The organism is Bradyrhizobium sp. UNPA324, assembly GCF_006658635.1.
Taxonomy (GTDB): domain Bacteria; phylum Pseudomonadota; class Alphaproteobacteria; order Rhizobiales; family Xanthobacteraceae; genus Bradyrhizobium; species Bradyrhizobium nanningense.
Genome location: NZ_LFJD01000004.1, coordinates 6,942,424 through 6,956,170, shown reverse-complemented (window position 1 = coordinate 6,956,170; position 13,747 = coordinate 6,942,424). Strand labels below are relative to the sequence as shown.

Here is a 13,747-nt window from a genome sequence, read left to right as displayed (position 1 = left end):
ATGAGCCGCGCATTGCGAATTCTCGTTGCTGCCGCCGTGTTGTTTGGCGGCGCTGCTTCGCTGTCGGCAGCGGAGACGGCGCAGCTGATGCGCGGCACGGCGATCACCGATGCCGATCTGTTGCGCCGGCTCGATGAAGGCGACGTCCTCACGATTTCGCGCCTGCTGGCGCCGGAGCGCAAGGCCGATGGTCCGTTGACGACCGACCGGCTGTTCGCGTCGATGCCGCAGCTCAAGGACATCCTGCCAGCGATCGACGCAGAGTTCGAACGCTACATCATCAGGCGGAAGGGAGCCTATCCGACTGAGACCATCGGCGTCGGCGAAGGTTTTGACGTGCAGCTGTTCGATCGGGCCAATCTGACGTCCCGCGACACGCGCTTCGTGCTGGCCGGCATCGTCAATCGCATGGACCGCGGCTATGTTTCAGAGGAGTCCTGCGGCGAGATCCGGCTGATCTATCGCCTGGCGCGGTTCGACGGCAAGCCCGACGGCGGCAAGGCCGCGGCGCGCCTGCCAATGACGTTCAATCTGGTCATGAAGGCGCGCGATCCGCGCCAGACGGACGGGAACGGCAAGCCGATCGCCTGCGCCGACATCGCGCGGCGCTGGCTCGACAACGGCAATTGGCAGGAGCTGATCGGCAGCCCTGACGATGCCATGCTCGATCGCATCGAGACCAACATCCAGATCTCCGTCGCACCGAAATCGGCCCTGCACGATTTCCGCTCCGACTATCTGCTCAAGGTGTTCAAGTACGACGCTGCTTTGAAGACGTTCGCGGAAGCGGTGCTGGAGAACCAGATCGACCGCGACCGCCTGCTCGCCGACGGCGCGCTCCGGCGCGATTTCAAAGACTGGCTGCTCGCACCCGAGAACTTGCGCGAATTCGACCGCGGCACGGTGCTGATCCCGGAGAAATTCCTGGCCAAGGCTGCGGTCGTGCCGACGCCCGCCGGCCTTGACGCGTCCGCGCTGCAGCCGGAGTTCGGCATGATGCAAGGCGAGGGAAAAGGCGAGGGCAATAGCGATCCGGTCTTCACCGATCAGGACGTGGTCGGCGCGTTGAAGCAGGCGACCGCGCGGGGCATCGACATGCAGAGCGTCCGCTCGGTCGCGGGCTTCCAGCGTCGTCTCAACGACGTCACCTGCTCAGGGTGCCACCAGACCCGCGGCATCGGCGGCTTCCATTTCCCCGGCGTCGACTGGCTCGCGGACAGGCCGTCCAATTCCACCATCGTGCCAGCCTCGCCGCATTTCATCGGCGACCAGCCTCGTCGCCGCGATATCCTGGCCGCCTTCGCCACAGGCAAACGGCCTGATTTCTCACGCGGATTTGCCAGCCGGCCGCAGACCCGGGGCAGCCGGGAGCTCGCCGGCACGGAATACTGGGATGGCTGGGGCGCGCATTGTTCCCTGCAAGATGCGGGATTGGGAACGCCAGACAAGAGTTTTACGTCATGGAACTGTGCTAACGGTCTCAGCTGTCAGGCCGCCGCGGCTTCGCGCCGCATCGGCATGTGCTTCATCAAGACGCGTTAGCGTGATCCAGGAAAAGTGTGTAGCGGTTTTCCGAAGGATCACGCGCAAGATAAAGTCTCAAGCGGTTTGGATGACCCATGACGGACTCCAGCGAAGCCAACAAGGAGCGCAATCGCGAGATCGCGCGCAATGAGGAAGTCAAGCAGGTCACCGGCAGCGCCCGCGTCAGCATCTGGGCGGTCGCGATGGCTGTCCTCATCGGCGGCATCTTGTTTACCCTCGGCTGGCTGACGCTGCGGTAGCTTCCCTTCGCCTCTCCCCGCTTGCGGGGAGACGGGGAAGAGAGAGCGTCCTCACTTCGCGTAATTCGTCATCCGCTTGCCCGGCAGCAGCTCGTAGGCCGGCTTCCAGCCGGGCAGCGCGGCCATGCGGCCGAGCCAGGCGTGGATGGCGGGATGGCTCGCCGCAAAGTCAAAACCGTGCTCGTCGCTCGGATAATGCAGATAGGCCATCATCGAGATATCGGCGATGGTCGGCTTTGCGCCGATCGCGAATTCATTGTGCTGGAGATGCCCGTCGAGAATGCCGAGGAAGTCCTCGAGCCGGCGACGAAAATGCTTCAGCACCTGCGGGTCGTTCTTCTCGGTGAAGGCGCGCATGAAGCGATAGGTCGCCATGTAGCCGGTGAGCTTGTGGTTGTCCCAGAACAGCCAGCGCAGCAGCTCGAACTTTTCCTCCTCCGTCTCGGCACCAAACCGGCCATATTGCTCGGCGAGCTTGAGCAGCAGCGGTGCGGTTTGCGTCATCTTCACGCCGTCGACCTCGAGCACGGGGATCTCGCCCATCTCGTTGACCGCCTTGCGCCATTCCGCCGTGCGCGTGACGCCGCCGCCAAAATCGGTCCAGACCGGCTCGAAGCTCTCGCCGCACAGCGTCAGCATCAGCGCCAGTTTGTAGCTGTTGCCGGATTCGGGGAAGTAGTGCAGGCGGTAGAGGGGCATGGGACCTCGCGAGGCGTGATGTCTTGCCGATTATTATACCGAGATGGTCCTGCGCCGTCATTGCGCGCGCAGCGAAGCAATCCAGCAATGCATCTGCGATGGGGTTCTGGATTGCTTCGCTACGCGCGCAATGACGGGGGTAGAGACGAGCCATCTCCTCCGCGTCGTCCCGGATCTGCGCTGACGCTTGTCCGGGACGACGGCGGAATGTGTCGCGCCGCCTTACCCGACAGCCCCCGAATCCCTCAGCTGCCTGATCGCCGCCTCGTCGTATCCCGCCCCGCGCAAAATCTCGTCACTGTGCTCGCCCACGGCGGGCGGCTTGCGCGGCTGGACTTTCCTGACGCCGTCGATCCAGATCGGGCTGTTGATGGTGAGCATGGTGTCGTTCTCGAACGGCACCAGCACCTCGTTGTCGAGCATCTGCTTGTCGTTCGGGATGTCGTCCAAAATGGCGACGACGCCGAACACGAGGCCATTGCCGTCGAGTATCTTGCGCCATTCGGCGAGATCCCTGGTCGCAAAGGTCTCGTCCAAAATCTTGATCAGCTCGACCGAGCGGGCGTGACGATCGGTCTTGGTGGCGAAGCGGGGGTCGCTGATCAGATTCTCGCGCCCCAGGCACTTGGCCAGCGTCGGAAACTGCTTCTCCTCGCTCAGCAGCGACAGGATCAGCCAGCGGCCGTCCTTGCATTGGTAGTGGTTGGCGACCGCGTTGAGCGCGCGCTCGCGCGGGCGACGCTCGCCGAACTTGGCGCCGCAGAGCTTGGCCTGCGCCAGCACACTCGCCGCCCACACGCCGTTCGCCATCAAATTGGAGGCGACATGCGAGCCCTTGCCGGTCTTCTCGCGCTGATACAGCGCGGTGACGATGGCGCCGTAAAACGCCATGGCGCAGGGGTGGTCGCCCATGCCGGCGACCGAGCGGGCCGGCGTGGTGTCGGTGTCGGCGCGGACCAGGTCCATCAAGCCTGAACGCGCCCAATAGGCGTTGCTGTCGAAGCCGGGCTTGTTGGCTTCCTCGCCCTTCTCACCATAGCCGGTGAAGGAGGCATAGATCAGCCGGTCGTTGAGATGGGCGAGATGGTCGTAGGTGATGCCGAGCTTGGCGCGCACCGGCGGCGGCATGTTGGTGATGAAGACGTCGGCCTCTTCGACCAGCTTGTAGAGCACCGCCTGCGCCTCCGGCTTGGCGAGGTCGAGCGCGATGCTCTTCTTGTTGCGCGCTTCCAGCAGCCAGGCGAAATTGTGCTCGCCGGTGGGATAGCCCGGCAGGTTCGGCAGATTGCGATAGGGATCGCCAGCGCCGGGCGGCTCGATCTTGATGATTTCGGCGCCGAAATCCGACAGCACGGTCGCGGCCGCGGGCGCTGCGATGAAGCTCGCGCAGTCCAGAACCTTCAGGCCTGCAAAAATGCCCTTATCCATCGCAGCGTTGCTCCCTCGCTGTTGTCGTTTCCCCCGCGCTGGAATTGGCGCGGGCCACCATCGCAGCATTAGACCGATGTTTTGCGGGGATGCAACGGCGCCTGGCGCAGGGCGTTATTCCTCGCCCGCCAGCAGTGCCGCATTGCCGCCTGCCGCCGCCGTGTTGATGGTCACGGTCTGCTCGGTGGCGAAGCGCGCGAGGTAGTGCGGGCCGCCGGCCTTGGGGCCGGTTCCGGACAGGCCGTTGCCGCCGAACGGCTGTACGCCGACCACGGCGCCGATCATGTTGCGGTTGACGTAGATGTTGCCGATCTCAGCGCGATCGATGATGGCTTCGATCGTGTCGTCGATGCGCGAATGAATGCCGAGGGTGAGCCCGTAGCCGGTGCGTTCGATGACCTGCAACACGCGTTCGAGATTCTCCGCACGATAGCGGACGACATGCAGGATCGGGCCAAAGACCTCCTCGGTGAGCTGGCCGGCCTCCCCGAGCTCGAAGATGTGCGGCGCGACAAAGCAGCCCTCCGGTGCGTCGCCTGCAAAGTGCAGTCGCGCTTCGCTCTTCATCCGCGCGATATGCGCATCCAGGCGCTGCTTGGCCTCCATGTCGATGACAGGGCCGATATGGGTCGCGACATCGGAGGGATCGCCGATCTTGAGCTCGCGCGCTGCGCCCGCGATCATCTCGATCATGCGGTCGGCGACGTCCTCCTGCACGAACAAAAGCCGCAGCGCCGAGCAGCGCTGGCCGGCGGAACGAAATGCCGAGGTCACGACATCGTCGGCGACCTGCTCGGGCAGCGCGGTGGCATCCGCGATCATGGCGTTGATGCCGCCGGTCTCGGCGATCAGCGGTACGATCGGCCCATCCTTGGCGGCGAGTGTGCGGTTGATGCTGCGGGCGACCTCGGTCGAGCCGGTGAAGACGACGCCGGCGATGTCAGGATGTGCCGTCAGCATCGCACCGATCTTGCCGTCGCCGGTGACGAGATGCAGCGCGCTTCGGGGGATGCCGGCCTCGTGCAGCAGGGCCACGGCTTCGCGCGCGATGCGCGGCGTCTGCTCGGCGGGCTTTGCCACCACGCTGTTGCCGGCCATCAGCGCGGCCGTGACCTGGCCCAGGAAGATCGCCAGCGGGAAATTCCATGGCGAGATCGCGATGAAGACGCCGCGGCCGCGCATCGCGAGCGCATTGCTCTCGCCGGTCGGGCCGGGCATCGCCGTCTCGCTGCCGAACAGCTTGCGGCCTTGCGCGGCATAATAGCGGCAGAAGTCGGCGGCCTCGCGCAGCTCCGAGAGCGCATCGTCGAGCGTCTTGCCGCCCTCGGCTTGCAGGAGTGCAATGAAATGGGCGCTGCGGCTCTCCAGCAGATGCGCGGCCTGTTCCAGGGCCGCCGCGCGCGTGCCCGCCGGCGTCCGAGTCCAGGCGGCAAAGCCGGCGCGTGCCGCGGCGACCGCTGCATTGGCCTGATCCGGGGTGGCGTCGGCGACCGGCTTGAGGTCGGCCGTCTCGGCTTTGACATTCGTCATCAATTGGTGGAGTGCGGCCCGTTCGCCGAATTCGACGCCGCGCGAGTTGCGCCGCTCCGGCGCGAACAGGTCGCCCGGCAACGGAATTTTGGGATGCGCCGCCGCTTGCGGCCGGACAATGGCATCCGCCGGACGTTGCAGCAGCGCCGTAACAGGCACGCGGTAGTCGGCGGCCTGCGCCACGAAGGAGGAGTTGGCGCCGTTCTCCAAGAGCCGGCGCACGAGGTAGGCCAGCAGGTCGCGATGGCTGCCGACCGGCGCATAGGTGCGGGAGGCGATCTCAGGATGGTCCTTGGCGAGCTGCTCGTACAGCGCCTCGCCCATGCCGTGCAGGCGTTGGAATTCGAAGCCGCCCCCAGCTTGCGCGAGCTCCAGCACGGTCGCGACCGTCAGCGCGTTGTGGGTAGCGAATTGCGGGAAGATGCGCGGCCGCAAGGCCAGCAGCTTCGTCGCGCAGGCCACGTAGTTCAGGTCCGTCATCGCCTTGCGCGTGAACACGGGATAGCCGTCGAGCCCGCGCTCCTGCGCGCGCTTGATCTCGGTGTCCCAATAGGCGCCCTTGACGAGGCGCACCATCAGCTTGCGGTCATGCGCGCGGGCCAGCGCATCGACATAGTCGATCACAGCGCTGGCGCGCTTCTGATAGGCCTGGATCGCGAGGCCAAATCCGTCCCAGCCGGCAAGCGAGGGATCGGCGAGCGTTGCCGCGATCATGTCGAGCGACAGCTCCAGCCGGTCGGCTTCCTCGGCATCGACGGTGAAGTTGAGGTCATGGGCCTTGGCGCGCCGCGCCAGATCGAGCAGCAGCGGCACCAACTCGGCCATCACGCGGTTGCGGCTGATCGCCTCGAAGCGCGGATGCAGTGCCGACAGCTTGACCGAGATGCCCGGCCGGTCGGGCAGGGGATGGTTGCCTGCCGCCTTGCCGATGGTCTCGATCGCGCTGGCATAGGCATCGAAATAGCGTTTTGCGTCCGCCGCCGTGCGCGCGCCTTCGCCGAGCATGTCGAAGGAATAACGCGGCTTCTGGCCGGAGCGCGGCCGGCCCCGCTCCAGCGCCTGCTCGATGGTTTCACCCAGCACGAAATGGTTGCCCATCAGCCGCATCGCCTGACGCGTCGCGGTGCGTACCGCCGGCGCGCCCAGTCGCTTCACGAGGCGGCCGATGGTGCCGTCGGGCGTCTCACCGGGCTGGATCACCCGTGCCGACAGGCCGAGGGCCCAGGCCGAGGCATTGACCAGGAACGCGGTGGACTTGGTCTCGTGATGGATGAAGTCGCCCTCGCCGAGCTTGTCCTCGATGAACTGGTCGGCGGTGCGCGCGTCGGGCACGCGCAGCAGCGCCTCGGCCAGCACCATCAAGGCGAGGCCCTCCTTGGTCGAGAGCGCGAACTCCCGCAACATGTCCTCGACCCCGCCAAGACCACCTGCAAGCCGGTCGTCGCGCTTGCGGATCGCCTCGATCAGCCGCGTCGCGGTACGGTCAATCCGTGCCTCCTGCGGCGAACTGAGATGGGAGGCCGGTAACAGCCGTGCGGCGATCTCGGCATCGTCAGGCGCGTAGGGGGCGCTAAAGGGAGGCGGGATGTTCGGCATGGCGTGTCCTGTGGCTGAGATTCAGGATAATGCCCGCATGACCGTAGTTCGATAGACAATCTAAGTGGTTTGCCTTAGAAAATGAAGACTGAATGGAAATTGACCGTATAGAATATGGAACTCGATCGCATCGACCGGAAGATCCTCTCGATTTTGCAGGAGGATGGGCGAATCGCCAATGTCGAGCTCGCCGAGCGCATCGGGCTGTCGCCGACCTCGATCGGCGAGCGGCTGAAGCGCTTGCAGCGCGAGGGCTTCGTCGAAGGCTATGGCGCGCGCCTCAACCCGCATCGGCTCGGCCTTGGCCTTCTGGTGTTCGTCGAAGTGCTGCTCGACAAGACCACGCCCGACAATTTCGAGCGGTTTGCCCGCGCAGTGAAGCTCGCGCCTGAGGTGCTGGAGTGTCACATGGTTGCCGGCGGCTTCGACTATCTTGTGAAGGCGAGGCTTGCGGACATGGCCGCCTATCGACGCTTTCTCGGCGAGACCCTGCTGTCGATGCCGGGCGTGCGCGAGACTCGGACCTATGCGGTGATGGAAGAGATCAAGCGCGACGCGCCGTTGCCGGTGGGCTGACGACATGTCGTCGCGATTGTCATTGCTGCGGCGTTGAATGAGCGGTCTTCGCAGGAAAAATAGCTATCCTCGTGCAATCGCAACGCCTGTCGTCGAATGCACTGGCCGTCTTCTGAAATTTTCTTGGCCCGCTCCCGGAAGGTGATCCGGGAGGCAGCAAAGGCTGGCGGGCTTATACTTTGAGGTTCTCTGCGGAAGTCTTGCCCCGGTTTGCGATCTCTTCGTATTCCACCGTCTGTCCCTCATTCAGGGTCGACAGACCGGCTTTCTGCACTGCCGAGATATGCACGAACACATCCTTACCCCCCGACGCAGGCTGGATAAATCCATAACCCTTCGTCGGGTTGAACCACTTGACCGTACCTTTAGCCATCACGACTTCTCCGCGGGTCTTCCTCCGAGATCGCGAACCGCCAGTCCCCGCCAACCGGCCGGTTCGGTCCTAACAGGATACGCGGAATGTGGCGGGCTTGGTAGCTCAAACCACATCGGCATTTTGCCGAATTCCGCTCAACTTCGCGGCGCTTTTGCCGGTTTTGCCCGTTTCGCGGTCAAATGGCCGGCGTGCTGCGCGCTCTCAGTCAATAGGTCGCGGCCAGGTAATCGACGATCTTGCCGACGTCGGCATCATTGATCGGCGCGCCGTAGACCTTGATCATCTTGGTTACCTCGGCCTGCCAGAAGCCCTTCTTGTCCTTTATCGGCGGCTGCGTCTTGATGTAGTCGGCCGAGTGGCAGGCGCTGCAATTGCCCTTGACGATCTCGAGATCGGGGCCCGGCTTGAACGCTGCGACCTCATCAGGGGTCTTGTAATTGATCGGCGCTGCGGGTGCCGACCCCAAAGCTGCGGCGAGGCCGAACGAGACGGCAAGGAGAACGGTGCGCTGCATGATCATTCTCCTTCAGGCGGCCGTCACGCGGACGGTTTCGACGACGTTGCGCAAATAACCCGCCGGGTTCCAGCGCGGCGTGTCCGGCTGCGTCTCGCCGCCATTTCCGGTGGCGCGCACCTTGAGTTCATGGCTGCCGGCCGCAAGCTTCACCGGCAGCTTCCATTCGCGGAAGGCGTATTTGCCGAGGTCCTTGCCGAGCTTGGCGCTCATCCAAGTCTTGCCGCCGTCGGTGGAGACCTGGACCTCCCTGACGCCCTTGCCGCCGTCGAAGGCGATGCCGCGCAGGGTGGTCGCGCCGGCCTTCAGCTTGGCGCCGTCAGGCACGCTGGTGATGAAGGAGCGGATGGTGAAGCGGTTGATCGGGATCGTCGCCTTCGGCGTGGTGCCGGGCTCGATCGAGTTGTCAGGCGTGTCGGGAATGCGATAGGCCGACTTCATCCAGAAGCCGTCAAAGACATTGTCGATGACATTGATCTCATTGAGGTGCTTGACCCAGTAGGTGCCGTAATAGCCGGGCACGATCAGGCGCAGCGGGAAGCCGTTGAGGAACGGCAGGTCCTCGCCGTTCATGCCGTAGGCCAGCATCACCTCGCCATCGCGCGCGTGATCGACGTCGAGCGCCTTGACGAAATCAGGCGTCTTGTCGCTGACCGGCCCGTCCATGCCGTTGAAAGTGACCTGCTTGGCGCCGCTCTGAATGCCGGCCATCTCCAGCACCGCTTTCAGCGGCACACCGCGCCAGCGCGCGCAGCCCATGGCGCCGTTGGCGAGCTGGCCGCCGGCGACGCGCGGCTCGAAGAAGCCGCGGCTGTTGCCGGAGCATTGCGCCACCGCGACGATCTCCGTCGCCTTCATCTTCCGGATGTCCTTCAGCGACAGCTTGAGCGGCTTGTCGACCTTGCCCTTGACCTCCAGCGTGAATGTGTCGGGATCGAGATTGTAGGGCAGGTCGGAGAGGTGATAGCGCACGAAGAACGCGTTGTTCGGCGTGATCGGGCCGTCGTTGAAGATCGCAAACGGCGTCTCGAGCTGCGGCGGCCGGCTGGTCAGGCCGATCATCGGCCGCTTCTGCGGATATTTCACGACCGGCCGTTCGCCATTGGCAAAGGGCAGGGTGACGGTGTCGAGTGCCAACGCCCTCGTGGAATTCAGTGTGGCCGCAAGCGCGGCAAAGCCCGCTCCTTTGAGCAGGTCGCGTCGATCGAACATCCTCGTCCCCTCCCGGAGCTTTTCTTCGGTCTGCGGTCATCACCGCGGACCCGCGCTCATCTGTTGCAACGATTTGAACGAAGTCAATTCGTGCTTTCGCAGCGGGCCCATGCCGCTGCGTTGCAGCAGGCCGGTGTTACGTGGGGATGACATTGATTGCCTGACCCGACGCCGCCGCCGGCTCGCTGCACCTCTCCCGCTTGCGGGAGAGGTCGGCACGTCCGGGCGATGCGAAGCATCGTCCCGCGTGCCGGGTGAGGGTTTTCTCCTCTAGGGGATTGTCCCGTTGGGGAAACACCCTCTCCCCAACCCTGCCCGCAAGTGGGGGAGAGAGAGCATCGATCTTGCCACTCGCACTTTACGCCGCGACCCGCTCGCTGCGGTCGACCAGCGCCGCCAGCTCCCGCGCATCCGTCACCACCCGCACCGCCATCGGCTCGTCGCGGCCGCGGATCGCGACCTCCTGTTGTGGCAGCGCATCGTCGGCGAGGCCCGCGCTGCGGCGGATCTCGTCCGAGACGATCGCCTCGCAGGCCAGCGTCTTGGTCATGTCCTGGAGGCGGGCGGAGACGTTGACGGCATCGCCCAGCGCCGTGAAGACGATGTGATCGCGATAGCCGATGTCGCCGATGATGACCTCGCCGCCGTGAATGCCGATGCCGAAGCGGATCGGCTGGCGAAGATCATGGCTCAAGAGCTGGTTCAGCTCGTCGATATGGGTGGCGATGCTGCTTGCCGCCTTCAGCGCCTGCCGGCAGGCGGTTTGCGGATCGGCCGTGAGCCCGAATAGCGCCAGCATGCCGTCGCCGACGAACTGGTTCGGCTGGCCGCCATTCTCGATGACGGCCTGCGACACCGCGCCGAGGAAGCGGTTGACGATGAACACGGTGTCGAACGGCAGCCGCTTCTCGGCGAGCTGCGTCGAGCCGCGCATGTCCACGAACAGGCTGACGAGATAGCGTTCCTGGCCGATGCTCGCCGGCGCCGAGGCATGCGCGCTCGCCGCCGACGTTTGCGGGGTAAAGAGCTGGAAGAACGAGAGGTCGGACGTCGGCCGCAACTGGCAGGCCAGCCTGATCGAGGGGTCGTTGGTGCCGACGCGGGTGAGCACGAAGGCCTCGCGCTGCGACGGCTCGGGCAGGGTGGCGTGATCGCCGATGATGCGGATGCGGCAGGTCGAGCAGCGGGCGCGGCCGCCGCAGACGCTGGCATGCGGCATATTGTGCCGCAGGCTCGCTTCCAGAACGGAGAGGCCCTTGGGAACCCGCACCGTCTTGCCGTTGCCGTAGGACAGCGCGATCATGCCGCCGCGCCGCTCGCGCCATGCCCGCACGCCGCGCGCCGCCAGCGCCAGGCCCAGCAGCCCGAAATAGGTGATGGTGAAGCCGCCGGTGATGCGATCGAGCGTCGCCGCCTCGGCCGTCGTGCCGACCTGGCGGGGGGTGAGATTGTGCGTGCGCCATTCCCCGTCATCGGCTTCGAACGCGACGCTGCGGCCGCCCTGGTAGATGCCGAGCAGCGCCAGCGTCGGGATCAGCACGGCGGCGGCGAGCAGATAGGGGGCGGCGCGCGGGAAGAAGGGCTTGAGGCGCAGCCAGAAGAAGATGCCGATGCAGCCGTGTACCCAGGCAATGAGAAGCAGGATCGTCATTTGCCAGAGCCGGCCGGGTGATGCGACGAAGAACAGATACAGCTCCTGCGGATAGAGCTTCTCGTGTTCGTACAGCGTCTGGCCGAGCCGCACGCCGATCACATGCCCCATGACCAATGCAGGGACGCTCAGCCCCAGCACGAGCTGAAGCGGCTCGATCGTCCGCCAGCGGAACTGTCGGCGCTGATACAGCGCGTAGACGCCGAGCCCCATATGCGTGAGCGCCGCCGTGTAAAAGAGGATCGCGACGGGGAGGAACCGCCAGAAGGCGATGTGATAATAGACCCCGGCCTCCATGGCCTCGACCGAGATATTGCCGAGCGCATGGTTGAGGAAATGGCTAACCACATAAGAGAACAGGATCAGGCCGCAGACAAGGCGCACCTGCCGCACGCTGGTCGCGCGGACGAATTCGGAGATGTGTGCAGCAGCGGTGGCCATGATTTGCTTGTATCAGTTCACCACGGAGAACAGCCAGCGTAGCGTTTAATTCCCGATGTGGACAGGTTGTGGGATCACATGCCTGGGAAAGCGCCTCACACCCCACCGTCGCCCCGGACAAGCGCGCCGTCAGGCGCGCGCAGATCCGGGACCCAGGGAGTGGCGATGGGCGAGCCGGCAACTCCGAGTCAGCGCCAAACTCCTTCCTGTGGTTATGGGTCCCGGGTCTGCGCTTACGCTTGCCGGGGACGACAGCGGTGTTTGCGACGCCACTCCCCGCATTGACTCCCACTTCCAGGTTGGCGAAAAGCGCGGCCGTGACGATCGCTCCCGATATCTCTGTGAAGCCCGGCGGCTCCGAACGCCGTCTCATCCCAGTTGCCCTGCTCGTCATCGCCGCGATGACGCTGCTCCGCATCGTCTACGCCTCCGCGATCGAGCTGCGCACCGACGAGGCCTATTACTGGACTTGGTCCAAGGAGAGCGCGCTCAGCTTCCTCGATCATCCTCCGGCCATCGCCTGGCTGATCCGCTTCGGGACCGCGATCTTCGGCGACACGCCGCTCGGTGTGCGCCTTGGTGGCATCGTCGCGATGCTGCTGACGCAGCTGCTGCTCGCCGACATCGTCCGCCGCCTCACCCATGATGTGCGGGCGGTCGTGTTTGCGGTGCTGATGCCGGAAGCTGCGCTCTATTACGGCCTGCTGATGGCCAAGGTCGCGCCCGATGTCGCCATGATCCCGGTCGCGGTGGCAATGATGTGGTCGCTGGTGCGGCTGGCGCAGAGCAGCGACGGACGTTGGTGGCTGGCAGCCGGCCTGTTCGCCGGTCTCTCGATGCTGTCGAAATTCACCGCGATCATGTTCGCGCCGGCGGTCGCCGCCTTTCTGCTGGTGCCGGATTGGCGCTGGCGCTGGCTGCGCAGCCCCTATCCTTATCTCGCGGTGCTGGTTGCGATCCTGGTGTTCTCGCCGGTGCTGATCTGGAATGTGCAGCACGACTGGGCCTCGTTTCGCTTCCAGGGCGTGCGCGCCACCGCCAATTACGGCATCTCGCTGCGAACGCTCGGCGATTACATCGGCCTGCAATTCGGCCTGGTCGGCTTCGTCATGCTGCCAGTGGTGCTGACCGGCCTGGTGCTGACGGCATGGCGCGGCTATCGCACGCGCGAGCCGGTTGCGATCCTATTGTCGACCGCAGTGCTGGTGCCGTTCGCCTATTTTCTCTTCAAGTCGACGACGCTCCGGGTCGGCGACACCTGGCCGATGTTCATGTGGCCGGTCGGCTTCGCGGCTGCGGCCGTGAATCTCGCGACGATGCTGAAGGAGGGTTGGTCGGCGCGCATGCTGAGATCGTCGGTGTTCTGGGCCAGGACTGCAATCGTCTCCGGCATCGCCTTCGTCGTCATCGTGTTCCTCTATTACGTCGTCGTGCCCTGGAATCTGCTCGGCAAGATCGACCCCATCGGCGCCGAGGCCGGCTATGAGCAGGTCGCCGCACGCGCGCAGGCTGCGCTCGACGAGACCGGTGCGACCTGGATCGCCACCACGGATTACCGCACCTACGCTATGATGCGCTGGCTGTTCAGGGGCCGCGTGCCCGTCATCGAGATCAACGAACGCGGCCGCTTCCAGGATTTTGCCGATCCCGGCATGGACCGGATCAAGGGCCATTCCGGCATCTATGTCGGGCGCGAGCCGGACAATCGGTCCTCGCTGTGGGAGAACATTCCGGCGAAGCGCGAACAGCTCGCCACGGTCGAACGCCGCTGGCGCGGGCTCGTGATGGATACCTACGCGATCGAAAAGCTCTCTGGCTGGACCCCGGAACTGTCGCCGCCGAAAGACTCGCCGCTGTTCCAGTGGAAGGTGCTGGCGGGGGAGTTCGAGAGGCGTATCCTCGGCTAGCGCGGCAGGCTCCTCTTTCCCTTCTCCCCTTGC

11 protein-coding genes are annotated in these 13,747 nt (G+C 64.9%); 4 read left to right on the top strand and 7 right to left on the bottom strand.

The features are described from left to right. Window positions 1-1,542 (top strand): hypothetical protein, encoded by a 1,542-nt coding sequence (locus UNPA324_RS33325; protein ID WP_141938277.1) that lies wholly within the window; start codon window positions 1-3, stop codon window positions 1,540-1,542. A 77-nt stretch (window positions 1,543-1,619) separates the two neighbouring features. Next, window positions 1,620-1,784: a hypothetical protein gene (locus UNPA324_RS35485; protein ID WP_181769610.1), complete on the top strand. Its 165-nt coding sequence runs from the start codon at window positions 1,620-1,622 to the stop codon at window positions 1,782-1,784. 51 nt (window positions 1,785-1,835) lie between these two features. Here UNPA324_RS35485 and UNPA324_RS33320 read toward each other — a convergent pair whose 3' ends face one another. The 3 genes from UNPA324_RS33320 to putA form a co-directional block, all read right to left on the bottom strand. Then, window positions 1,836-2,483 (bottom strand): glutathione S-transferase family protein, encoded by a 648-nt coding sequence (locus UNPA324_RS33320; RefSeq protein WP_128919972.1) that lies wholly within the window; start codon window positions 2,481-2,483, stop codon window positions 1,836-1,838. Between the two features lie 222 nt (window positions 2,484-2,705). Then, window positions 2,706-3,911 (bottom strand): CaiB/BaiF CoA transferase family protein, encoded by a 1,206-nt coding sequence (locus tag UNPA324_RS33315; protein WP_141938275.1) that lies wholly within the window; start codon window positions 3,909-3,911, stop codon window positions 2,706-2,708. 114 nt (window positions 3,912-4,025) lie between these two features. Next, window positions 4,026-7,037 carry a bifunctional proline dehydrogenase/L-glutamate gamma-semialdehyde dehydrogenase PutA gene (gene putA / locus UNPA324_RS33310; RefSeq protein WP_141938273.1) on the bottom strand — a complete coding sequence of 1,004 codons (3,012 nt, stop codon included), beginning with the start codon at window positions 7,035-7,037 and terminating at the stop codon, window positions 4,026-4,028. Window positions 7,038-7,151: 114 nt separating this feature from the next. Between putA and UNPA324_RS33305 the strand changes: the two genes are divergently transcribed. Then, entirely contained in the window at window positions 7,152-7,613 is a 462-nt protein-coding gene (locus UNPA324_RS33305; RefSeq protein WP_018317238.1) for an Lrp/AsnC ligand binding domain-containing protein, read from the top strand. Between the two features lie 172 nt (window positions 7,614-7,785). Here the strand turns inward: UNPA324_RS33305 and UNPA324_RS33300 are convergent, their stop codons facing one another. From UNPA324_RS33300 to UNPA324_RS33285, 4 genes are all read right to left on the bottom strand, one after another. Next, entirely contained in the window at window positions 7,786-7,986 is a 201-nt protein-coding gene (locus tag UNPA324_RS33300) for a cold-shock protein (RefSeq protein WP_008563500.1), read from the bottom strand. Window positions 7,987-8,194: 208 nt separating this feature from the next. After that, window positions 8,195-8,503 (bottom strand): SorB family sulfite dehydrogenase c-type cytochrome subunit, encoded by a 309-nt coding sequence (gene sorB, locus UNPA324_RS33295; protein WP_181769609.1) that lies wholly within the window; start codon window positions 8,501-8,503, stop codon window positions 8,195-8,197. Window positions 8,504-8,515: 12 nt separating this feature from the next. Then, complete coding sequence (gene sorA / locus UNPA324_RS33290) at window positions 8,516-9,715, bottom strand: SorA family sulfite dehydrogenase catalytic subunit (protein ID WP_128919968.1); 1,200 nt, start codon at window positions 9,713-9,715, stop codon at window positions 8,516-8,518. Between the two features lie 358 nt (window positions 9,716-10,073). Continuing rightward, the gene (locus UNPA324_RS33285; protein WP_141938269.1) at window positions 10,074-11,807 is read right to left on the bottom strand and encodes an adenylate/guanylate cyclase domain-containing protein; all 1,734 of its coding nucleotides are present in this window, start codon (window positions 11,805-11,807) and stop codon (window positions 10,074-10,076) included. A gap of 401 nt (window positions 11,808-12,208) precedes the next feature. On the opposite strand from UNPA324_RS33285, the gene UNPA324_RS33280 reads away from it, so the two are divergent. Then, the gene (locus UNPA324_RS33280) at window positions 12,209-13,714 is read left to right on the top strand and encodes a glycosyltransferase family 39 protein (RefSeq protein WP_181769701.1); all 1,506 of its coding nucleotides are present in this window, start codon (window positions 12,209-12,211) and stop codon (window positions 13,712-13,714) included. Window positions 13,715-13,747 lie beyond the last annotated feature (33 nt).